Annotated in this window: 15 protein-coding genes and 1 pseudogene; 2 read left to right on the top strand and 14 right to left on the bottom strand. The window is 73.8% G+C overall.

Features of this window, described 5'->3' with window-relative positions; translation table 11 throughout:
- Window positions 1-1,519: 1,519 nt before the first annotated feature.
- From ABEA10_RS07810 to ABEA10_RS07770, 9 genes and pseudogenes are all read right to left on the bottom strand, one after another.
- Window positions 1,520-3,544, bottom strand: a pseudogene (locus ABEA10_RS07810) (alpha-(1->3)-arabinofuranosyltransferase domain-containing protein); the annotation flags it as partial.
- Window positions 3,532-4,866: a glycosyltransferase family 4 protein gene (locus ABEA10_RS07805; RefSeq protein ID WP_345459335.1), complete on the bottom strand. Its 1,335-nt coding sequence runs from the start codon at window positions 4,864-4,866 to the stop codon at window positions 3,532-3,534. The gene ABEA10_RS07805 and the pseudogene ABEA10_RS07810, both read right to left, overlap by 13 nt.
- 50 nt (window positions 4,867-4,916) lie before the next feature.
- Window positions 4,917-5,690 carry a glycosyltransferase gene (locus ABEA10_RS07800; RefSeq protein ID WP_345459332.1) on the bottom strand — a complete coding sequence of 258 codons (774 nt, stop codon included), beginning with the start codon at window positions 5,688-5,690 and terminating at the stop codon, window positions 4,917-4,919.
- 3 nt (window positions 5,691-5,693) lie between these two features.
- Window positions 5,694-5,825, bottom strand: coding sequence for a hypothetical protein (locus tag ABEA10_RS07795; RefSeq protein ID WP_345459329.1), 132 nt, complete (start codon window positions 5,823-5,825; stop codon window positions 5,694-5,696).
- Window positions 5,825-7,573: an MmpA family trehalose lipid delivery protein gene (locus tag ABEA10_RS07790; RefSeq protein ID WP_345459326.1), complete on the bottom strand. Its 1,749-nt coding sequence runs from the start codon at window positions 7,571-7,573 to the stop codon at window positions 5,825-5,827. The genes ABEA10_RS07795 and ABEA10_RS07790 overlap by 1 nt, the downstream gene beginning before the upstream one ends.
- A gap of 19 nt (window positions 7,574-7,592) precedes the next feature.
- The gene (locus ABEA10_RS07785) at window positions 7,593-9,767 is read right to left on the bottom strand and encodes an acyl-CoA dehydrogenase family protein (protein ID WP_345459323.1); all 2,175 of its coding nucleotides are present in this window, start codon (window positions 9,765-9,767) and stop codon (window positions 7,593-7,595) included.
- 43 nt (window positions 9,768-9,810) lie between these two features.
- Window positions 9,811-10,995 carry a glycoside hydrolase family 183 protein gene (locus ABEA10_RS07780; protein WP_345459320.1) on the bottom strand — a complete coding sequence of 395 codons (1,185 nt, stop codon included), beginning with the start codon at window positions 10,993-10,995 and terminating at the stop codon, window positions 9,811-9,813.
- A gap of 41 nt (window positions 10,996-11,036) precedes the next feature.
- A complete protein-coding gene (locus ABEA10_RS07775; protein WP_345459317.1) occupies window positions 11,037-11,375 on the bottom strand; it encodes a Trm112 family protein in 339 nt (112 codons plus the stop codon).
- A complete protein-coding gene (locus tag ABEA10_RS07770; RefSeq protein ID WP_345459314.1) occupies window positions 11,372-12,136 on the bottom strand; it encodes a class I SAM-dependent methyltransferase in 765 nt (254 codons plus the stop codon). The genes ABEA10_RS07775 and ABEA10_RS07770 overlap by 4 nt, the downstream gene beginning before the upstream one ends.
- Before the next feature lie 152 nt (window positions 12,137-12,288).
- On the opposite strand from ABEA10_RS07770, the gene ABEA10_RS07765 reads away from it, so the two are divergent.
- Window positions 12,289-13,005 (top strand): class I SAM-dependent methyltransferase, encoded by a 717-nt coding sequence (locus tag ABEA10_RS07765; protein ID WP_345459311.1) that lies wholly within the window; start codon window positions 12,289-12,291, stop codon window positions 13,003-13,005.
- Window positions 13,006-13,163: 158 nt separating this feature from the next.
- A complete protein-coding gene (locus tag ABEA10_RS07760; protein ID WP_345459308.1) occupies window positions 13,164-13,910 on the top strand; it encodes a DMT family protein in 747 nt (248 codons plus the stop codon).
- 37 nt (window positions 13,911-13,947) lie between these two features.
- Here ABEA10_RS07760 and ABEA10_RS07755 read toward each other — a convergent pair whose 3' ends face one another.
- The 5 genes from ABEA10_RS07755 to ABEA10_RS07735 all read right to left on the bottom strand — a co-directional run bounded on the left by ABEA10_RS07755 (window position 13,948) and on the right by ABEA10_RS07735 (window position 21,888).
- Window positions 13,948-15,093, bottom strand: coding sequence for a P-loop NTPase family protein (locus ABEA10_RS07755; protein WP_345459305.1), 1,146 nt, complete (start codon window positions 15,091-15,093; stop codon window positions 13,948-13,950).
- 125 nt (window positions 15,094-15,218) lie between these two features.
- Window positions 15,219-17,417 carry an acyl-CoA dehydrogenase family protein gene (locus tag ABEA10_RS07750; protein WP_345459302.1) on the bottom strand — a complete coding sequence of 733 codons (2,199 nt, stop codon included), beginning with the start codon at window positions 17,415-17,417 and terminating at the stop codon, window positions 15,219-15,221.
- A 179-nt stretch (window positions 17,418-17,596) separates the two neighbouring features.
- The gene (locus tag ABEA10_RS07745; RefSeq protein ID WP_345459299.1) at window positions 17,597-19,468 is read right to left on the bottom strand and encodes a hypothetical protein; all 1,872 of its coding nucleotides are present in this window, start codon (window positions 19,466-19,468) and stop codon (window positions 17,597-17,599) included.
- A gap of 102 nt (window positions 19,469-19,570) precedes the next feature.
- Entirely contained in the window at window positions 19,571-20,353 is a 783-nt protein-coding gene (locus ABEA10_RS07740; protein WP_345459296.1) for an EI24 domain-containing protein, read from the bottom strand.
- Window positions 20,354-20,427: 74 nt separating this feature from the next.
- Window positions 20,428-21,888 (bottom strand): SDR family oxidoreductase, encoded by a 1,461-nt coding sequence (locus ABEA10_RS07735; protein WP_345459293.1) that lies wholly within the window; start codon window positions 21,886-21,888, stop codon window positions 20,428-20,430.
- Window positions 21,889-21,914 lie beyond the last annotated feature (26 nt).

Below are 21,914 nucleotides of genomic sequence, written 5' to 3'. Positions count from 1 at the left end.
CGCCGATCGTCGCCCGCCAGCCCGCGTTGTAGTTCTCCTCGACGGTCAGGTACGACTCCTGCTCGGCGTCGACCTCCACGCTCCGCGTCTGCGGCGTCCACCGCGTGACCCGCACGTACGACGGTCGCGCGGACGGCACGGACCCGATGCCGCCCGCCGGGTCCACGACCGCCGAGTCGACGCGGAAGGAGTCGAAGGCGACCGGGTCAAGAGTGTTCGCGCCCGCCCGGAGCCGTACGCTGCGGCAGGCGGTGAAGCGCAGGGGCCGCCCGGCGAGAACGTCGGCGAAGCTGCCGCTCGCCCGCGTCGGCACGGTCACCCCGTTCACCCGGAGCTTGGGTCCGAGCCCGCACCGCAGCGACAGGTTCGCCGCCGGGAGGCGCCGCAGGTTCGGCACGCGCCGGATGACGATGTCGGTGACCTGGGGCGTCTCCCCGGGGAACCGCAGGGTCAGCCGGGCCGTGCGCATCGGGGCGATGGTCAGCACGCCGTCGGCGCCGATCACGCCCTCGCGCCACCGGCCACGGTCGCCCTCGACGCGCACCCTCAGCAGGCCGCTCGCGCCCGGCGGTCGCTTGACGGTGATCTTCCGCACCACGGTCGCGCGCCGCCACCGCAGCGCCAGCGTCGGGTCGGTGTCGCCGTCGGCCGGGATCCAGGTCGTGGTCGCGTCTCCGTCGAACGCCGAGCGCGCCATGCCGGCCGGCTCGTTCGTCGACGCCGAACTCGCCGCGATGGAGACGCGGGGGTCGGTGCTCATGTACCGCTGGATCAGCGCGGTGTCGACGAGCGCCGCGGTGCCGGTCAGCCGCGCCCTGGTCGCCGCCGGTGCGGTGAAGACCCGGTCGAAGCCGTAGCCCTCCTCGTCCTGCCGCTGTAGCTGCGGCGAGCAGACCCACCGGATCGGGCCCGGCATGCAGGCGGGCAGCCGACCCGGGGCGCGGGTCATCACGGCCGTGCCGCCGCCGGACACCGCGGGCAGCCGATACTGCCGCAGCGCCTGGACGCCGTCGATGTGCAGCTCGGACAGGCCGACGCGCGCCCCGGACGGCACGAGTGGCTTCTCGGCGAGCGCGAGGACACGGACGCGCAGCCACCTCGTCGGGCCGGGCGCGACCGCCAGCGGCTGGGCGGCGGTGGTCCGCGCGACCTTCTGCTCGACCCGGCCGTTCTCGGTCAGGATCTCGATCCGGCTCGGCGGCGGCCCGAGCCAGGGGTCCTGGCTGAACGCCGCGGTGACGTTCCGCGGTGTCACCGGACGGCCGAAGTCGACCTTGAGCCACTGCCCGACCGGGCCGTGCCAGCCGCCGGTCTCCCACCGGGTCCAGGGGTTGCCGTCGATCGCGGCGTACGGAAGGGCGCCCGGGTCGTCGAGCTGGGCGATCGAGTCGATGTCGGAGGCGGAGGAGGACGCGGTGACGTCCTTGATGCCGGTGTAGCCGGCGACCGTCGAGTAGCGGTCCCAGGCGTTCTCCATGAAGTCGCGTTCGTCGCCCGGCCGGCCCGGTTTCTCGTCCGCGGTCATGGTCGGGGAGGTCTGCCCGCGCAGCTCCCCGAAGTTGCGCTGCACCCGGCGCAACGAGTCGGACACCGCCGCGCGGCCCGGCGCCTGCGGGTCGTCGTCGTCCAGCAGGACGGGCCGCCCGTCCAGCAGCCCGTTGTCGGCCAGGGTCAGCATGGCCTCCGGCGAGCCGTACAGCCGCAGCGCCTGGTCGGCGCCGGTCATGCTCACGACGCCGTCCGCACCCGCCACCTCGAAGACCTCCACGGCCGGGTACGGCTGGTCGACCGTGTTCACCGCGTCGCCGGGCAGGGTCGTGCCCACCGCGCCGCCGAACGACGCGACGCGGCTGATCCCCGGTGAGGAGTACAGCGCCTCGTGGACGCGGGCGGGCCAGGCCCCGCGCAGGTCGTCGCGCTTGAGGTCGTTGCGCACGAGGACGTACCGGACGCCCATCCGGCCGAGCACCTCGGTGAGCCCGGCCGACCCCTGGCCGCTGGTGAGCCGCTGGTCGATCGCGTCCATCAGGCGGGTCAGCCCGGCCGAGCCGGCCGGCACGATCTGCCGTTCGGCCCACCGCGCCGTCATCAGCGGCTCGGTGACCTCGTCGAGCGGGCGCCCCCACAGGTACTCGGCGAAGCGCGAGCCGGGGACCGTGATGACGCCCTGGTTCCCGGCGTGCGCGTTGAGCCAGGACGTGGCCTGGCGCCAGTACGGCGGTACGGACGTGAAGTCGCCGCTGACGGACAGGCCGGTGCCGAGGGTGGACAGGCCCACCCCGGCGAGGGCGGCAAGCGCCGCCGCCACCGGCCAGGTGCGGCGTCTTCGCGTGCCCGGCGGCGTCAGCAGGTGCATGAGGCCCAGGGCCAGCGGCAGCCGGACCAGGCCGTCGAACTTGTACAGGTTACGGAGCGGCGACAGCGGCCCGTCGATCCACTGCCGGACCTCGGTCGCGAACGGTCCGGCGTGGCCGGAGACGATGACGGTGACGCCGAGCAGCAGCGTGACCAGCAGGAACGCCCGCTCCGGCAGGCCGCGCCGCGCCAGGCCCGCGACGCCGAGCGCGGCCACCGCGGCGGTGGCGAGGACGGGCAGGGTGCGACTCAGGAACAGGTGGCCGAGCGGCAGCCACGGGCTCCCGTCGACCAGGAGGACGTTCGTCCAGCGTTCGGTGCCGCGCAGGATGTCGGCCAGGCTCGTGGAGGAGGTCGTCGTGACGGCCTTCTCGGTGTAGGTCAGCCAGGAGAAGGCGTACCGGCCGAGCAGGACCAGCGGCACGCTCCACCACGCCGTGGCGCACGCGACGGCGGCGGCCCACCAGGCGAGGAGCCGGATCCGCGCGGTGCCGCGCGGCCGGGTGAGCACGAACAGCGCGGGCACGACCACGACGGCGAGGACGGCCGTGGCGTTGATACCGCCGCAGCAGGCGACCGCCAGCCCCGACCGCGCCGCCGCCCTGATCCGCCCACTGCCGCGCCCGCCCGGGCGGTCGCGGCGGGTCACCGTGGCCAGCGGCAGGATGATCCACGGCAGCATCGCCAGGGGCAGGTACTCCGAGGAGTTGATGCCCATCACGGCCAGCGCGTGCGGGCTCAGCGCGTACGCCATCGCGCCCGCCAGGCGGGCGCCGGGCGAGCCGATGCCGAGCCGTTCGGCGAGCCGCCGCGTGCCGGCGAACGCCGCGCACAGCAACAGCGCCAGCCAGAACCGCTGGACGATCCAGGCGGGCAGCCCGATCAGGTGCCCGAGCACGTAGAACGGCCCCATCGGGAACAGGTAGCCGGCCGCCTGGTTCTGCAGCTGGCCGAACTGCTCGACGTCCCACAGGTGCAGCGCCCGGCCCAGGAACCGCGCCGGGGCGAGGGGCAGATCGATCTTGGTGTCCGGGATGATCCGGCCGGGCCGCGTGGCCGTGGCGAGGAGGCTCAGGCAGGCGCAGCACAGCAGGACGCGCAGCCGTTCCCGCAGCACCGGATCCGGCTCGCCGGCTACCTCCTCAGACGGCCGCTCCGCGACCGTCGGGGACGTCGTCACCGCGGCCATCCACCGGCCCGTCCGAGCAGGCGCTCCAGCTCCGTGGCCGTACGGACCGGCTCGGCCTCGCCCCGCTCCAGCAGCTCGTCGCGGACCGGGCCCTCCACGACCCGCTCTCCGTCCGCGCCGCGCACCACGACCGCCTCGGGCCGGGCGCTGTGCGCGGTACCCCGGCGGACGGCGGCGTCGACCAGCGCGGCCATGCGCGCGGCGCTGCGCGCCCAGTCGAACCGCCCGGCCCAGTCGCGGCAGGCGGCGGCCGTCTCCCGGCGCCGCCGCGGGTCGGCCAGCTCCTTCAGGGCGCGCTCGACCGTGTCCCCGGCGTCCTCCCCGGCGGGCACGAGCCAGCCGGTCACGCCGTCGCGGACCGCGTCGCGCAGGCCGTCCACGTCGTAGGCGACGGTCGGCACGCCGAGCGCCGCCGCCTCGGTGACGCTGAGGCCCCATCCCTCGCCGCGCGACGTGCTCAGGTGCAGACGGGAGCGGCCGACCAGCGCGTTCTTCGCGTCCTCCGGCAGGTAGCCGTGCAGGATCACCAGGTGATCCAGGCCGCGCGCGGTCACCTCCGCCCGCAGCCGGTCCTCGTCGGGGCCCCGGCCGACGAGGTGCACCGGCGTCTGGAGGCGTTCGGCCAGGTCGAGGAGGCGGTCGAGGCGCTTGTGCGGCACGAGCCGGCTGACGCACACCAGCCCGGCGCCGTCGCCGGGCGGCGACCCGGCCGGTGACACGGGTGGTGACACGGGCGGGACGACGCCGTTCGGCACGACGTACACCGGGCCGGTCCAGCCGAGGCGCTCGCGCATGGCCGCCACCGTGGACGGGGAGACGGCGACGCAGGCGTGACGCCGGTATGCGCGGCGGGCCACCGGCCCCTCCAGGAACCGCCCCACCCGGGCAAGCCAGGCGGGGAAGTGCATGCCGAACTGCTCGTCGTGCACGTGGTGGACCACGCAGAACACCGGAACGCCGCGCGGCAGCACCCACGGCGTGAAGAACGGGATCCCGTTCTGGCAGTCGAGCACGGCGTCCCAGGACCGGCGCCGGACCAACATCCAGGCGAGCACCAGCGGATAGATGGTGAACCGACCGCCAAGGCGTACGACCCGGACACCGTCGACCGTCTCCCGCCGACTCTGCCCGCGCGCCCGCCCCGTGACGTAGTCGACGCGCCTACCCTCCGCGACGAACCGGCGAGCGATCTCCCATGCGTACCGCTCAGCCCCGCCCGCCGCGGGATGAGAGAGATCCCGCCAGTTGACGACCGCAACCCGCGAGCCGCCCCGGGAGCCGACCCGGGTCCGGTGAGGGGTCCCCTCACCAGGCCCTGGCATGGTGAGGGGACCCCTCACAGCTCGCCTCGCAGCTCGCCTCGCAGCTCGCCTCACCTCGCGGGCTCGTCGGCGAGCGGCGCTCTCGCCGGGGGGGCCACCGGCTCTCTTGCCGCTGCGCGGATGCGGTACAGGTCGCGTACGCAGGCTGCTGCGTGGCGGGTGATTGAGAACGTCGAGCCGGGCATGTCGCGCCATGTCACCGGAACCTCGGTGATGGCGGCGCCGCGGCGGCGGCAGTGCACCAGCAGTTCCACGTCGAAGGCGAACCCGGCCGTGCGCAGGTCGGCGGCGGCGGCCCGGGCCAGCGGACCGGCGAAGAACTTGAAGCCGCACTGGGTGTCGGTGACGCCGCCGGTGATGTCGCGGCAGAGCCGGTTGAAGGCGAGGGCGCCGACGCGGCGGAATGGACGGCCGTAGACCTCCACGTCCGACTCCGGATGGCGGCGGGAGCCGATGATCACTTGGGCGCCGGTGCGGAGCATGGCGAGCACGTCCGGGAGGATATCCAGGCCGGTCGCCATGTCGGCGTCGCAGAAGCCGGCGTACGGTGCGGTGGTGGCGAGCAGCCCGGCCCGTACCGCCGCGCCCTTGCCGGGCCGGGGGCAGCGCAGGAGGCGCACCGGCACCGGGCCCGACCACCGGCGGGCGATCTCGGCGGTGGCATCGGTGCTGGCGCTGTCCACGACGGTGATGGTGGCGGACACGGGAAGTTCGGAGAGCCCGCCCGACAGGGTCGCCAGGCCGTGGGCGAGCCGCGCCGCCTCGTTCCTCGCCGGGATGACGACGTCCAGCGCTCCTTCAGTGAGCCGGCCGCGCGGACCCACCGGTCACCGCGTGCCGTAGTTGTACAGCGGCTTGGCGACCGGATCCTTCTCGGACGTCGTGACGACCCGTACGACGCCGAAAGAGGCCAGCAGGGCGAGGACGGCTCCGGCGAGCACGGCGGCGGCGATCCGCATCATGACTCCTTCGGAAGTGATCGTTTTTCGAGGTTACTAGTCGGTACTCGGCGGGACCAGATAAATGTCGCAAATGTAATAAACCACGCAATGTAGACCGGCAATCGCGGTATGTGCGGCGAATTCGCCGGAACGGCACCCGGGAGGCGGTACAGCGTGAGGTCCGGACCCGCGACGAGGCGTTCGGCACCGGCGAGCCGGCCGTCCGGCGCTCCGGCGTCGACGGCGACGTACTTCACGCCGCGCGCGGCGAGCGGCGCGGTCAGCGGGGCGCCGGAGCGTACGAGGGCGTCGAGCTCGCGGGCACGCGGCTCCTCGGCGGCCAGGCCGATGTCCCGCCCACCGGACACGGCGACGCGCACGCCGTCGTTGACGATCACCCGGGCGGGCAGGAACCGCGGCAGCGGGTCCAGCACGCGCCGCCCGCCGTTCCACGGATAACTCCGGTAGGCCGCCCAGGGCAGCACGAGCACGTCGCCGGGATCGGCGGCCACCGCCGTACGGGCCCGCGTCCAGTCCGCCGGGTAGTGCACCGCGCGCAGCCGCCCGCCCGCGCCCCAGGCCAGTCCGGGCAGCAGGAGCAGCGGGACCAGCAGCGCGGGCGCCGTCCAGCCGGGCAGGCGGTCGGCGGCCCGGCCCGCCCCGGCGGCGACCAGGACCGCCAGCGGCGCGACGAACTGCTGACCGTCCCGCAGGAACGCGAAGCCCGGCCACAGCCCGATCGCGCCGCGCAGCACGCCGGGCACGACCGCACCGAGTGCGGCGAGCGCGAACCCCACCACGGCGGCCACGGCGAGCCCGGGAACCCGCCCGCCGGGCGCGTACGAGATCGGCCCGGGGACTCCCTCGCCACGGGCGTGCGAGGTCAGCCCGAGGGCTCGCCCGCCACGGAGGTACGCGGTCAGCCCGGGGATCCTCCCGCCACCGGCGTACGCGGCGATCGAGGCGGCCACGACGAGGAGCCAGAGCGCGGCCGTGACGGGGCCGCCGTACCCGCCGGGCACGGTCTCGGCGTTCCAGGCGCCGCTGAGCAGCAGCAGGCTGCCGAGCGTGCCGAACGGGGTGTCGGCGCGTGCGGCGAACGCGGCCACCCCCGCCGGGTCGCCCGGCGCGCTCGCCGCGCGCAGCAGGCTCGGCACGAGCCAGGGCAGCGCGGCCAGCAGCAGGATCGCCGCCGTGACGAGCGCCGGCCGCAGGCCCCGGCGGCCCGCGACGACGAGCGCGGTAAGCCCCGACACGGCGAGCGCCGCGAAGCCGCCGACGGCGGCCGGGACCAGCACGAGCGCCAGCCGCCGGTGGTCCCCGCGCGCCGCCGCCGTCACGACGAGCGGCAGCGCCGCGTACCCGAGAAGCAGCGCCCACTGACCGAGCAGCAGGCGTTCGGCCACGTACGGGTTCCAGGCGTAGACGACGCCGGCGGCGAGCCGTGGCAGGAGCCGTTCGCCGGGCACCAGCGTGGACGCGGAGGCGCCGGCGAGCACGAAGATCGCGAGCAGGATCGCCTTCTGCACCAGCCCGGCCGGCGCCAGGTGGGACAGCGCGGCCACGACGGCGTCGCTGGGCACGTGCCGCGGCAACATGCCGGTCAGCCCGAACGTCGCCTCGGACAGGGCCGGATGCGGCACGAACACCATGTCGTACGCCAGCACGAACCCCGGGGCGAGCGCCGGCCCCAGCGCCAGCACGCCGAGCAGCAGCCCGACGCCGGCCGCGACCGCGGTGTGCCGGCCTCGCTTCGTGGCTCGCATAGGAGGACGAAACGCTACCTCACGGGTCGCGGGGCAGGCCGAGCAGGCGTTCGGCGATGACGTTGAGGTTGACCTCGGTGGTGCCGCCGCCGATGGTCATCGCGCGCGAGGCGAGCAGCAGGCGGGTCCAGTGCCGCCGCCGCCCGTCGGTGTCGCGGCCGGTGAGCGCGCCCTCCGCGCCGAGCAGCCCGAAGCCGTACTCCGTCACCCGCTGGCCGTGCTCCATGCCGACGAGCTTGCCGACGTTCGCGGTGGCCCCGGCGTCCACGCCGGAGAGTTGTTTCAGGATCGCCCGTTCGCCGAGCAGCGCGAACACGTGCGCGTCGGCGGCGAACCCGCCCAGGGCGTGGCGTACGACCGGGTCCTCCGCGAGGCCGAGCTCCCCGGCGAGCGCGAGCAGCCCCGGCACGTCGGCGCCGAGCTGCCAGCCGGTCGACAGGTTCACGCGCTCGGCGGTGAGGGTGCCGCGGGCGACCTGCCAGCCCGCGTTCACCTCGCCGACCACCATCGCGTCCGGCACGAACACCTCGTCGAGGAACACCTCGTTGAAGATCTGCTCGCCGGTCAGCTCCGCCAGCGGGCGTACCTCGATGCCGGGCGATGCCATGTCGACCAGGAAGTAGGTGATGCCCTGGTGCTTGGGCGCGTCCGGGTCGGTACGGGCGACGCAGATGCCCCACTGGGCGTACTGGGCGAGCGACGTCCAGATCTTCTGCCCGCTGATCCTCCACCCGCCCTCCACCCGTTCCGCGCGGGTGCGCAGCCCGGCCAGGTCCGAACCCGCGCCCGGCTCGCTGAACAGCTGGCACCAGATGATCTGGCCGCGCAGGGTCGGGGGCAGGAAGCGTTCCTGCTGCTCGGGCGTTCCGTGCGCGACGAGCGAGGGCACCACCCAGGCCCCGATCAGGAGTGCGGGCGGCTGTACTCCGGCGGCGCGCAGCTCCTGGTGGATGACGACCTGTTCGAGGGGCGAGGCCGCCCGGCCCCAGGGCCGGGACAGGTGCGGCTGGACCCAGCCGCCCGCGGCCAGCGCCTCGACCCGCTCGGCCTCGCCGAGCGCGGCCAGTGCGGCGACCTCCGTACGGATCTCGCGCCGCAGCGGCTCCGCCTCGGCGGGCAGGTCGAGCTCGCGCTCGCGGGTCACGCCGGACAGCGCGAGGGCGGCGACCGACGCCCGGTGCTCCGACGCGCGGCCGAGCAGCGCCCGCAGGGTCAGCGCCCGCCGGTAGTACAAATGCGCGTCGTGCTCGTAGGTGTAGCCGATGCCGCCGTGCACCTGGATGCAGTCCTGGGCGGTGGAGACGGCCGTGTCGGGGGACAGCGCGGCGGCGACCCCGGCCGCGTAGGCGACCTGGTCGCCGGAGTCGTGGGTCACCGCGTACGCGGCGTCCCAGACGGCGGCGCGGGCGCGTTCGAGCTCGACCAGCATGCGGGCGCACTTGTGCTTGATGCCCTGGAACTGCCCGATCGGGCGGCCGAACTGCTCCCGCGTCCGCGCGTACTCCGCCGCCATGTCGACCGCGCGACCGGCGACCCCGCAGGCCTCCGCACCGAGGACCACGGCGGCGGTAGCGAGCACGTCCGGCCGGGCGAGGCCGGTCAGCACCCGCGCGGACACGCCGTCCAACCGGACCCGCGCCACCCGGCGTACCGGGTCGAGGCTCTCCAGCGGCTCGGCCGTGACCTCGGCGGCGGGCACCACGACCCACTCCTCGCCGTCGCCGGTCGCGACCGGCAGCACGAACAGGTCGGCGGCCAGGCCGCCCAGCACCGGCTCGGTGACCCCGTGCACGACGAGCACCCCACCGTCGCGGCGCCCGGTCAGCCCGCCCGCCAGGGACACCGCTCCGCAGCGGGTGCCGTCGGCGAGGCCGGGCAGCAGATCCCCGGCGCCCGCCGCGAGCAGCACCGCGCTCGCCCACACGGTGGGGACGTACGGGCCGGGGGCGAGGGCACGGCCCATCTCCTCGACGGCGACCGCCAGCTCGACCAGGGAGAAGCCCTGCCCGCCGCGGTCCTCCGGCAGGTGCAGGCCGAGCAGGCCCTGGCCGGCGAGCGCGCCCCAGTGGTCCGGCCGATCGCCCGCGTCCGGGGCGAGGGCCGCGCGCACGGCCTCGCGCGGGATGTGACGCGCCGCGAAGGCGCGTACGGAGGCGGCGAGTTCCTCGTGCTCGGCGGTCAGTCCTATGCCCATGCGCCCACGATAGATCAAATCCGAACCCGATTCGGTAGGGCCGTCACCGCCGTGCCGGGCAGGTGCGGTACCAGCCGGGGGCGATCGAGGTGGGGCGCGCGGGCGGTGCGGAGTAGCCGCGGCGGAAGACGCCGAGCGGGGCGGAGACGAACCGCGGCCGGTAGACCGAGGCCTGCCGGAGGTTCTGCGGCACACACCGCCCGTCCACGAGCGAGCTGTTGACGTTGTAGGAGAACACGACGTGGCCACGGCCGCCCAGCTCGGGGTGCACGCGCGCCTGGTAGACGAACCAGCCCGAGGCGGCCTCCGGCGCCCGGTAGACGACCGCGCTGTCCGCGTCGCGGAACGGGCCCGCCGGCGAGCCGGCCAGGTAGGCGACCACAACGCCGTCGCCAAGGTCCGTTGACGGACGGCGCGTGACCAGCGCGTACCGGTCACCGACCCGGGCGATCCCGAACCCGCTGTCGACCCGCGTCGGCAGTTCGGCGGCGCGGGCCGGATCCGCGGTCCAGCCGGATCCGGTGTCGTACCGCCAGGAGGCCGGGTCGGCGAGCCGGCCGCGCGGGGCACGCGCGACGTACAGCCACTTGGGCCGGCCGGGCCGGTCGAGGTGCCCGCGGTAGCCGTACACGTAGGTCCACGGCCCGTCGTCGAACAGCGCGGCGCCCCACATGACCGGCGTACGCCCGGGCGGAGGCCAGGCGGCCGGCAGCTCGCGTACGCTCTCCAGCCGCAGGCCGGGCAGCGAGAACGTCGCGAGCGCCACGCCCTGTTCGGTGAAGTCCCAGGCCGCGCCGGAGCCGTTCAGCCGGTGGTAGAACTCCACGACCTTGCCGTTCTCCACGCGCCCGTCCCCGGCCCAGTACCAGCCCGGGACACCGGGCGGCGGGTTCACCGGGCTGTCTCCGGACACCGTGGTGAACCCGTCGCGGTCCTGCACGACGACGGAGTTGTGCACGAAGCGGGCGGCGGTCCGCGAGCCGTCGGGGTTCACCGGGCCGAGGTAGGTGTCGGAGAAGAACCAGGCGATCCGGCCGTCGGGGAGCCGTATCGAGCTGGTGCCGTCGGCGCCGCTCCACTGCCCCGGCCCCGCCGTGTCGCCGGCCCGCCGCCACTGGGCGTTCACCGCGGCGTCCGGCACCGCCGCGGGCGGCTCTCCGCGCGACGAGCACCCGGCCAGCACGACCGCGGCGCACACGAGGATCCAGGCGTCACGTGCTCGGGACATCGGCGACCGTCATCGAGAGAACGGCATGTACGAGGGAAATGCTATTCGATGAGGGTTTCGCCCTGTCCGGCCAGCCCGGCGGGGTCGCGCCCGAGGGTGGCCGCCGCCTCACCGCGTCCGGCTCGGGCGGTCAGCGTCGCATGGCGTTCGGCGCCGAGCTCCTCGGCCTCGCCGGCGAGGAGCACCGGGATGCCGTCCTCGACCCGGTAGCCGAGGCGCAGGCGCGGGTTGTAGAGCAGGCCGTCGCCGGCGAAGTACAGCAACGCCTCCTTGTCCACCGGGCACGCCAGCAGCGGGAGCAGCCGACCGTCGAGCGTGGCAGCCTCCTCGGGGCCGGGCTCGGCGATGGTCTCCTCGGGGCCGGGGCCGGTGGCCGTCATGACTCGCGCCGGAGGATGAGCAGGAGGTTCCACGTCAGCAGCTCGCGCAGTCCCGGCAGCCGGACGACGAAGCCGCACCAGCGCGGGTAGTAGCGGGGCCGCGCCTCCAGCACCGTGACGTCGTCGCGGGAGCGGACCAGGCGCAGCACCCGGCCCGCGCCGAGCGCGAACAGGCTCGTGCCGTACCGGTTCTTGGGCGGATGCCCGTGCCGCCGGGCGTAGCGGCGCGCCGCGTACGCCCCGCCGAGGAAGTGCCACGGTGAGGTCTCGTGGCCGCCCCAGGGAGAGAGCCAGAGCGTGTAGGCCAGGTAGACGATGCCGCCGGGCCGGGTGACGCGCACCAGCTCGTCGATGAAGGCGCCCGGATCCGGCACGTGCTCCAGCACGTTGGAGGAGAAGCTGACGTCGACGCCGGCATCGCGAAGCGGCAGCCGGCAGCCGTCGCCGACCAGGGACCCCGGCCGGGGGCCGCCCCGCCCGGACAGCTCGCCGAGGTCCGCCTCGACGAGGAGGCCGCGCGCGCCGCGGGCGTCGAAGGCGTCCGTGAAGTATCCGCTGCCGCCGCCGACGTCGAGGACCGTACGGCCCGCGAGGTCCACGTGCCGCTCGATCTGCCGTACCGCGTCACCGGCGAGCAGCGCGTAGAAGCCGTCCGGGTCGGACTGCTCGCCGAGGAAGCCGCGGAACAGCCGCAGCGAGCGGAAACGCCCTGGAACGGCGGGCTCCACCGGCCGGCGCGAAAGAGTCCGGGGTGCGGCCATGCGCTCTCTCCTGTCGGGGCCGGTGGGGGTGGAGGGACGGCGTTGACAGTGGATGATAACCGCCACAGAATGGCGCAAATCGGTCCACGGCTCGACCGATCCGCGCGGCGGCTGCGGCGACACCGCCGGGCTCGCGGAAGGGAGCGGTCAGAGTGACGACCGGAGGCGGCGCGCTCCAGCGGTTCTATGAGGACCCGAGCGTCCCGCTCAGCTCCGGCACCGGCCGGGCACGGCGGCAGCTCCGGATGGTCGAGGCCGTTCTCGCCGAGGCGGACCGGACCCAGGTGATCGTGGACGTCGGCTGCGGCGACGGCGCGGCGACCGGCCTCGTACAGCGGCTGGGGCACACGGTCGTCGGCGTCGACTGGTCGATGATGGCGCTGCGGAACGCCCGGCGCCACGACCTCCTCCTGATCCGCGGCGGGCTCGACGCGCCCGGCCTGCCTCTCGCGGACGGCAGCGTCGACCTGGTGATCTTCAGCGAGGTGATCGAGCACCTCGTCGACACCGACGCGGCCATCGACGAGCTCCACCGCGTGCTACGGCCCGGCGGCCGGCTTCTCGTGTCCACGCCGAACCTCGCCGCCTGGTACAACCGCGGCCTGCTCGCGCTCGGCATCCAGCCGATCTTCTCCGAGGTCAGCATGCGCGGCATCTACGGACGGCCGGGCCGCCAGGTGGCCGGTCACCTGCGGATGTTCACCAAGCGGGCGCTGACGGAGTTCCTCACCGCGCGGGGCTTCGTCTGCGAGCGCGTGGACGGCGCGCCGTCCCACGTCGTGCCCGGTGTCCTCCGGCCGCTGGACCTGCTGCTGTGCCGGTGGCCGTCGGCCGCGAGCATCCTGCTCGTCCAGGCGCGGCGGCCATGACGGCCGGGTCACGCCCGGGACGGCCGTGATCCTCGGTGTGGTGCTGGCGCTCGTCGCCACGCTCGCCTACAACGCCGGGTTCGTACTGGAGAAGGGCGCGCTGTCCGCGCTGCCGCCGCTGACCGTACGGCTGCCGCTGACCCTGGGTCCGGACGCTGGTGACCACCCCGCGCTGGCTGGCGGGGTTCGGGCTGATCCTCGCGGGGCTGGCCGGTCAGCTCGTGGTCCTGACGCGCATCCCGCTGACCGTGGCGCAGCCGGTGTTCGCCTCCGGGATCGTGTTCCTGCTCCTGCTGAGCATGACGGTGCTCGGCGAGCGGCTCACCGCACGCGAGTGGACCGGGCTGGCGGGGATCGCGGCCGGAGTCGTCTGCGTCCTCGCGTCGCTGGACCCGCGCACGGACGTCCCCGGCACGGGCGGCCACGCGGTGCGCGTGCTGCTGGTCGCCGCGCCGTCGACGCTGGCCGGGGTGGCGGTGTTCGTGACGGCCGCACGCGGACGGGTACGGCCCCGCCCGGCCGGCGACGTGCCGTACGGCCTGGCGGCCGGGATCGTGTACGGCGTCGCCGGCATGATCTCCAAGGGTCTGTCGGCGTCGATCGACTTTCACGGCCCGACGGCGATCGCCGCGTCGGTGCTGGCCTCGCCGTACCTGTATCTGCTGGTACCCGTGACCCTGACGGGCTTCGTGGTCTTCCAGACGGCGTTGCAGCGCGGACGCGCGTCGATCGTCGCCCCGGTGTCGACGGTGGTCTCCACGCTCTACACCGTGGTGGCGGGCACGCCGATGTTCGGCGAGCACCTCCCACCGGACGCGGCCGACCTGACCCTGCGCCTGACGGGCCTGGCGCTCATCGCGGCCGCCCTGTTCCGCCTCCCCCACGGCGACGACGCGTCGGGCTGATGAGGGCCGGGGACGCGGTCACGACCCGGTCCGGCGCTCAGTGCCGGCGAGCCTGGTGGAACGGGCCGGTGACGATCTGGCGGATGAAGGGGTGGTTGTAGCGGAGGGGCTCCGCGGAGACCTCGAAGGTGAAGTCCTGTCCGGGCTGCAACCATCGGCGGGCGATCACCACGGGGCGCTGGGCCCGGTAGATCGGCGCCCACGGCGGGGCGTAGTACATCGCGCCGGTGCGCGTGATGTCGTCGCGCCGGAGCGCGGTGTTGAGCTGCTCCTGGATCGCCAGGGTCGCCGCGGGGTCGGGATCGTTGCGCCACAGGTCATTGATCGCCTGGCGTGCCCGGGGATCACGTTGCCAGCGCCTGACGGCGTCGCGTTCGGTCAGGCACCACGGGTCGAAGTCGCCGCTTCCCGGCAGCGGCAGCCGGCCGGCCGTCGGCCCGGCCCCGCCGCGGCGGCCGTAGGTCTTCAGCAGGCTCGGCATCGCGATGAGCTGGCCGAGGTGGTAGTAGATCTCCAGCGCCCGCTGCAAACGTTTCTCGACGACTTCGTGCAACCGCCGGCCGGCGGCCGGGTCGAACGCCTGCATGGCGTAGTCGGACGACGTGCCCGCCTCCGCCGACAGCTGCCGAAGGCGGGCGATCTCGGCGTGACGGCCGTCGCGGGCGGCGGTGACCTCGAAGGTGCCGAGCGCGACTTCGGCGTGTTCCCGTACGGCGGAACAGGCGGCGATCATCGCCGCCAGGTGGGCGGCCGGACAGGGCTCGATCTCGATCCAGCCGGGCAGGTCGGCCGGCAGATACCTCGGGTCCTCCACCCGGTAGCCGGGGTTGGCCGCGGCCTGGCGGCTCAGCGACAGCCAGCGTTCGACCTGGCCGAAGAACGCCCACACCTGCTCGGCGGTGACCTTGGGCAGGTAGCCGACCGTACGGGAGTCGGAACGGTAGTCGGCGTCGATCATCTTGTCGCCCAGGGTCTGCAGGACGTAGGCGTTCCAGGCGTACAGCTGCTGGGCTGCCGCCGCGGCCGGCATGCGCCAGGCGCTGACCCCCTGGTCGGCCAGGTCACGGCGTACGGCCTCGGCGTCGTCGAGCGCGCGATAGACCCCGACGCCGGCCCGCTGGATCGACTCCAGTGTCCGGGCCGGCACCTCCTTGCGGAAGCCGGCGATCACACGCGTCAACATCCCCGGTCGACCGCCGTCCCTTCCCGCTCCACCGCCCTGCGCGACCGTTGATCCGACGCAGCCGGCCGACGTCCCGTTCCGGATCATGATACGAGCGACGGCCGGATTCCCCCGGCCTTCCCGTGTTACTTGCCGGGCTCGGGGTCGCGGGGCAGGCCGAGCATGCGCTCGGCGATGACGTTGAGCTGGACCTCCGTCGTTCCGCCGTAGATGGTCATCGAGCGGCTGAACAGCATGTAGCGCGCCCACAGGCCGGTCGGCCCGGTCATGTCCTCCAGGGCGGCGACGGCGCCCTGCGACTCCCAGATGAAGTCGGCGACCTGCTGGTTGAACTGCACGCCGAGCAGCTTGCGGACGCTCGCCTCCGCGCCCGGTTCGTGGCCGGAGATCTGCTTCAGCGTCAGGCGCAGGCCGAGCAGGTCGATCGCCTGGCCCTCGCAGAGGTACTCCCCCAGCTCAGCGCGCCTGACCGGGTCCAGGTCGCGGGCGCCGAAGAAGTTCAGCAGCTCCTTCACGCCGGCGCCGAGTCCCGAACCGCTGGACAGCTGCACCCGCTCGTTGCTCAGGGTGTTGCGGGCGACCTTCCAGCCCTGGCCGACCTCGCCCACCACCCGGTCGTCGGGGACGAACACGCCGTCGAGGAAGACCTCGTTGAACATCGCCTCGCCGGTCAGCTCCCGCAGCGGACGCACGTCGACGCCCTCGGACTTCATGTCGACGATGAAGTACGTGATGCCGTCGTGCTTCTTCGGCTCGTTCGAGCTGCGGGCGATGCAGATCGCCCACTCGGCCTGCCGGGCCACTGAGGTCCAGATCTTCTGGCCGGTCAGCTTCCAGCCGCCCTCGACCCGTTCGGCCTTCATCTGCAGGGACGCCAGGTCCGAGCCCGCGCCCGGCTCGCTGAACAGTTGGCACCACGCCATCTCGCCGCGCAGCGTCGGGGCCAGGAACCGCTCCTGCTGCTCGGGTGTGCCGTACGTGACCAGCGACGGGACCACCCACGCGCCGATCCCGAGCTGCGGGCCCTTGACCTTCGCGGCGCGCAGCTCCTGCAGGATCAGCACCTGCTCCATCGGCGAGGCGGCCTTGCCCCACGGCTTGGGCAGGTGCGGGAACACCCAGCCCTCGTCGCCCATCCGGGCGAAGCGCGTCTTGTTGTCCTCGATCGCGGCCAGCTCGGCGACCTCGGCGCGGATGCGGTTGCGCAGGGGCTCGGTGTCCTCGTCCAGCTCGACCTCGACCGCGCGGCGCACGCCGTCGAGGGCCAGCGTCGCGACGGAGCCGGCCCAGTCCTTCGCCGGGCCCAGCAGGACGCGCAGCGTCGAGGCGCGACGCAGGTAGAGACCGGATTCGTGCTCCCAGGTGAAGCCGATGCCGCCGAGTACCTGGATGCAGTCACGGGCGCAGCGCAGCGCGGCGTCCGGCGCGATCACCGCGGCGACGCCCGCCGCGAAGCCCGACTCGTCGGCGGGGTCGTCGGAGGCGCGGGCGGCGTCCCACACGACGGCGCGGGCCTTCTCCAGCTCGATCAGCATCCGCGCGCACTTGTGCTTGACGCCCTGGAACTGCCCGATCGGCCGGCCGAACTGCTCGCGCACCTTGGCGTACTCCGACGCGGTCTCGACGCACCACGCGGCGATGCCGGCCGCCTCGGCGCCGAGCAGCAGGGCGGCGAGGTCGAGCACCTCCTGGCCCTCCAGCCCGGTCAGGATCCGGTCGGCGGGTACGGCCACGTCGGCCGCCTCGACGCGGGCGACCCGGCGCGTACGGTCCAGGCTCGCCAGCGGGGTCACGGTCAGCGCGGAGGCGTCGATGGCGACCCAGCGTTCGCCGTCTTCGGTGCTCACCGGTGCCACGATCACGTCGGCCAGGGCGCCGCCGAGGACCGGCTCGGCCGTGCCGCTGACGGTCAGGCCAGCGTCGGTACGGTGGCCGGTCAGACCGGTGGCCAGGGTGAGGGCGCCGATCACGCTGCCGTCGGCGAGGCCGGGGAGCAGCTCGGCGCGGGCCTTGGCGGACTCGTCGGCCCGCAGGAGGGCCGCCCCGGCCAGCACGGTGGGCAGGAACGGTCCCGGCACCATCGCGCGCCCGAGGGTCTCCACGGCCACCGCGAGCTCCAGCAGCCCGGCGCCCTGCCCGCCGAACTCCTCCGGGACGTGCAGGCCGAGCAGGCCCTGTTCGGCGAGGCCGGCCCAGAAGCCGGGGCGGGTCTCCTCATCGGCGTCGAGCGTCGCCCGTACGACGCCGACGGGTGAGTAACGCTCCACCCAGCCACGCACCGCGTCGGCCAGCGCCTCGTGCTCCTCGGTCAGCCCGATCCCCATCTCAACACCCCATTCGCGACGTCCTCTCACGGCCTACCCTAGAGGCCGCCGAGCCGGTATTGGAATGGCATTCGGTATGATTCGAACCTGATTCGGGCGACAGGCCCCGTCGCCCACCGACGACCACGCACGCGAACGCCCCGGCGATCACACGCGTGACCGCCGGGGCGTCCCGGAGTTCAGAGGACCCGCAGCGAGCGGACCACGAAGTTGATGTCCGGCCAGAGCTTCTTGTTGGTGTTGGGCACCGTCATGAACACGATCCCGGGCGTCTTCTTGCCGGTGTCGACCAGGGCCACGGCGACGATGTCGCCGGTGGCCTTCACGCCCGGACGGCGGTACGTCAGGTAGTCGCTGACCAGCCATCCCTTGTGGCCGCCGATGGTCAGCGGCTGGTTGGCCAGGACGCGCTTCTTGTGCTGGAAGCCGAACATGCGCGCCTCGTACACCCGCGCGGCCTCCGCCGCGGCGGCGCGCTCGGTGCCGGGGCCGGTGTAGGCGTCCTTGGCCGTCCCGGAGAGCTCGGCGCTCATTAGCCGTGCCCAGTGCTTGGGCTGCCCGCCGGCCTTCTCCGTCACGGCGAACTGGCTCGTGCTGAAGCCCAGTTCGTTCATCGGGCTGTTCTTCGCCGCCGCCGCCCACGGCTTGGCGAACCGGGCGTACGACAGGCCGGACCGCCGGTCCGCGAGCCGGCCGAGGGCCTTGGTGTGCACGCCCTTGAACCTCGGGAGCGCCTTGCGTGCGGGCTCGTTCTGCTGAGCCGGCCGTGACGGGCTATGCGAGGGCGTGTTCGCCGTCGTGGGGGCCGCCGCGGGGGCGGCCTTGCTGTCTCCGTTGTTCTTGAGGAAGTAGACGCCCGCGACCGCGACGAGGCCGACCACCAGGATGCCGACGCCGATGAAGAGCGGGCGCCGGGAGCCGCCCTCCTCATCGTCGTAGGAGGCGATCGCGCCGCCCGCCTCTCCTCCACCGCCGGCGGCGCCCTCCTCCCGCATCCACTCCGGGAGCCGGAGGTTGCCGCTGCTCGGCTTGCCGGGCTTGGGCGGCGGGCCGGAGGGTGCGACCACCTTGTCCCACATGGGCGGGTGGTCGTCGGGGGCGAAGAAGTCGTTCTCGGCCGCCTCGTCCTCCGCGGTCGGGCGCTTCTCGGCCTGCGGAAGGGAGAAGGCGCCGGTGGTGGAGGAGACGCCCTCCGGCGGCGCTCCGGTGCCGGATGAGACGGCCGCGCCGGACTCGGCGGAGAAGGTCTCGCGCCCGTACGAGGACTCCGGCGCGGACTCGGTGGAAAAGGTCTCGCGGCCGTACGAGGACTCCGGCGCGGACTCTGCGGAGAAGGTCTCGCGCCCGTACGAGGACTCTGCGGAGAACGTCTCGCGGCCATATGAGGACCCGGGAGCGCCGGCCGGCTTGTCGTCGAAACCGTTCGAGCCGAACGGCTTGTCGTCGAAGCCCGTGGAGCCGAACGACCCGGACCCGAAGGAGCTCGGCGTCTCCGGCTCGGCCGGCTCGGGGGAGGAGTCGCCAAAGGACGACGTGCCGAAGGAGCCGCTGCCGGATGACGCGCCGCCGAAGGAGGCGTCACCGAACGAGGTGTTGCGGAAGGAAGAGTCCCCGAAAGACGTGTCGCTGAAGGAGGAGTCGTCGAACGACCCGAAGGACTGCTCGGCCGGGCGCGGGTTCTGCACCTCGGTGCCGAACTTCGGCGTCGCGCCGTTCGGCCCCGGATCCTCGACCTCGTCCGCGGGCTCGCGCGGGCTCTCCGACCGGTCGGCGGGCTCGAACGGCGAGCGCGACGAGGGCGACGCCGGAGCCTGCTGTTCCTCCGACGCGGAGACGGCCGGGAAGCCCCCGGTCGGCGCGTCGTCATCCGCCGGCCACGACGGGGCTGGGCCGTTGACGGACGACTGGCCCGTCACGGACGGGAAACCCTGGCCACCGGACTCTTCTTCGGAGATCTTCGGTAGCGGCCCGGTCGTGTCATCGGGTACGGAGTTCTGGTCGTTCTGGCTGGTGGCCGGGCGCCACGCCCCGGCGTCCCCCTGATCCGACATGCCGCACAGGGTACGTGAAGATCAACATTTCTCGCTTACGTCACTAATTACGCTCAGGCCACAGCTTCTTAGCCCAGGCGTGGCATCGAGGTTACAGCCACCTCACCCAAAGTCGACCGAAGAAGCGTCTTGACGTGCGGAAACATCCTGGCGAGCGAAGCGCTCACGGACGAGTAGCGTGCCCCCCGCCACGGCGCCCGGCATCGCCAGCACCGCACCCAGCGGAATGAGGAAGACCACAAAAACCGAGGCGCCGAAGCCGACGGACAGCGCGCGTTCGCGCCGCAGCAGCGCGAACTTCTCGCGTCGGCGCAGGCCACGGCGTTCGAGGGCGATCGAGGTCAGCTCCAGGGTGAGGAAGTAGCCCGACACCAGGGCCGCCACCACCGGCACGACCGTCTGCCCGACCACCGGCAGGAACCCCAGCGCGAAGAAGACCACCGCGAACAGGCCCGTGATCAGCCCGACGACGATCGCGTCCCCGATGCCGCGCAGGACCTGCCGCCACAGCGACACGCCCGCCTCGGGCGGCAGGCCGCCCGCCGACTCCTCGACCCGGCCGGAGATGCTCTCGTAGAACGGCTCGCCGACGACGAGCGTGAGTCCGGTGAACGTGACGATCGAGAGCATCACGGCGGCGGCGAAGATGAGGACGCCCATCAGCACGCGTACGGTGTCGCGCAGGCCGCTCGACCAGTGGTCGGCGAACGGGCTCGCCGCCTTCACCAGGTCGGAGAGGTAGATGCCGAGGAACGTCAGCGCGACGGCGTACAGCACCAGAACGACCAGCGCCGGAATCAGGCCGAACAGCCACTGCCCCGGTCGCCGCGCCACCCAGCCGAGACCGCGGGCGAAGTAGCGCACGCCGGCGAAGAAATCCCTCACGGCGCCAAGAGTAGGTGGAGATCGCCTACCGCGTCCGCCACGAACGCCACCATTCCCCTCGCCCGACGACGTTCTTAGGCGTGTTCGGCGGCGCGGCGGATGTTGCGCTGCATGCGCCCGAAGACGATCCCGTGGAATGGCCACACCGCCCACCAGTAGAGCTGGCCGGGCAGCCCGCGCGGGTGGAACAGCGCCCGCTGCCGGAACCACGTGCCGCCGTCCCGCTCGTCGATGGACAGGTCGAGCCAGGCGAGCCCGGGAAGCCGCATCTCCGCGCGCAGCCGCAGCAGCCGTCCCCGGTCGAGTTCCTCCACACGCCAGAAGTCCAGCGAGTCGCCGACGCGCAGACGGTACGGATCGCGCCGGCCGCGTCTCAGGCCGACGCCACCGGTCAGCCGGTCGAACAGGCCGCGCGCGGCCCAGGCGAGCGGCCAGGAGTACCAGCCGTTGTCCCCGCCGATGCCCTCGATCACCCGCCACAGCGCGTCGCGTGACGCGTCGACCGGCGACTCGCGGACGTCGGCGTACAACCTGCCGCCGGCCCAGTGCGGGTCGGTGGGCAGCGGGTCGCTCGGCGCGCCCGGCACGGACGCCGACGACCAGCGGGTGGCCACGTCGGACCTGCCGATGCGTTCGAGGGCGAGCCGGACCGCCCGGTCGAATCCGACCAGTCCCTCCGGCGGGTCCGGCACGTACGCGGCGATGTCGTGCTCGTGGCAGACGACCTCGTGGCGCAGCGACTCGGCGAGCGGCCGGGCGACGGTGCCGGGGATGGGCGTGACCAGGCCGATCCACAGGCTGGACAGCCACGGCGTGAGCGCCGCGACCGGGAGGATCCGGCGCGGGCGCAGGCCGGCGATGACGGCGTACCGCGCCATCATCTCCTCGTACGTGAGCACGTCCGGGCCGCCGATGTCGAACGACCGGCTGACCTCCGGCGGGAGCGCGGCGCACTCGGCGAGGTAGCGCAGCACGTCGCGGACCGCGATCGGCTGGATCCGGCACCGCACCCATCGCGGGGTGACCATGAGCGGCAGGCGTTCGGTGAGGTACCGCATCAGCTCGAAGGACAGCGAGCCGGACCCGATCACCACGGCGGCCCGCAGGACCGCGGTCGGTACGCCGGACGCGAGCAGGATCTCCCCCACCTCGCCGCGCGAGCGCAGGTGCTCCGACACGCGTTCGGGGCCGGACGGCGCGAGGCCGCCGAGGTAGACGACGCGGCCCACACCGGCCTCGCGGACGGCGGCGGCGAACGTACGGGCCATGCGGCGGTCGGTCGCGCCGAAGTCACGGCCGGTGCCGAGAGCGTGGATGAGGTAGTACGCGACGTCGACGCCGTCGAGCGCCCGGCGTACGGAGTCGGGGTCGGTCAGGTCGGCGCGGACGATCTCCACCCGCCCGCTCCACGGGTGGTCGCGCAGCCGTTCGGGCGACCGGACGGCGCAGCGCACCTCGTGACCGCGGGACAGCAGCTCGGGCACGAGACGGCCCCCGATGTAGCCGGTCGCCCCCGTGACGAGACACAGCGTCACGCGCCCCACCCCCTCGTCACGCGACC

The sequence above is a fragment of the Actinoallomurus oryzae genome (assembly GCF_039541955.1).
GTDB classification, from domain to species: Bacteria; Actinomycetota; Actinomycetes; order Streptosporangiales; family Streptosporangiaceae; genus Actinoallomurus; species Actinoallomurus oryzae.
This window is presented reverse-complemented; position numbering and strand designations above follow the sequence as displayed.

Coding starts and splice junctions, on each gene's coding strand:
- ABEA10_RS07805 (WP_345459335.1), bottom strand. CDS start 4,866: ATGCCAGGGCCTGGTGAGGGGACCCCTCACCGGACCCGGGTCGGCTCC.
- ABEA10_RS07795 (WP_345459329.1), bottom strand. CDS start 5,825: ATGCGGATCGCCGCCGCCGTGCTCGCCGGAGCCGTCCTCGCCCTGCTG.
- ABEA10_RS07790 (WP_345459326.1), bottom strand. CDS start 7,573: ATGCGAGCCACGAAGCGAGGCCGGCACACCGCGGTCGCGGCCGGCGTC.
- ABEA10_RS07785 (WP_345459323.1), bottom strand. CDS start 9,767: ATGGGCATAGGACTGACCGCCGAGCACGAGGAACTCGCCGCCTCCGTA.
- ABEA10_RS07780 (WP_345459320.1), bottom strand. CDS start 10,995: ATGTCCCGAGCACGTGACGCCTGGATCCTCGTGTGCGCCGCGGTCGTG.
- ABEA10_RS07775 (WP_345459317.1), bottom strand. CDS start 11,375: ATGACGGCCACCGGCCCCGGCCCCGAGGAGACCATCGCCGAGCCCGGC.
- ABEA10_RS07770 (WP_345459314.1), bottom strand. CDS start 12,136: ATGGCCGCACCCCGGACTCTTTCGCGCCGGCCGGTGGAGCCCGCCGTT.
- ABEA10_RS07755 (WP_345459305.1), bottom strand. CDS start 15,093: ATGTTGACGCGTGTGATCGCCGGCTTCCGCAAGGAGGTGCCGGCCCGG.
- ABEA10_RS07750 (WP_345459302.1), bottom strand. CDS start 17,417: ATGGGGATCGGGCTGACCGAGGAGCACGAGGCGCTGGCCGACGCGGTG.
- ABEA10_RS07745 (WP_345459299.1), bottom strand. CDS start 19,468: ATGTCGGATCAGGGGGACGCCGGGGCGTGGCGCCCGGCCACCAGCCAG.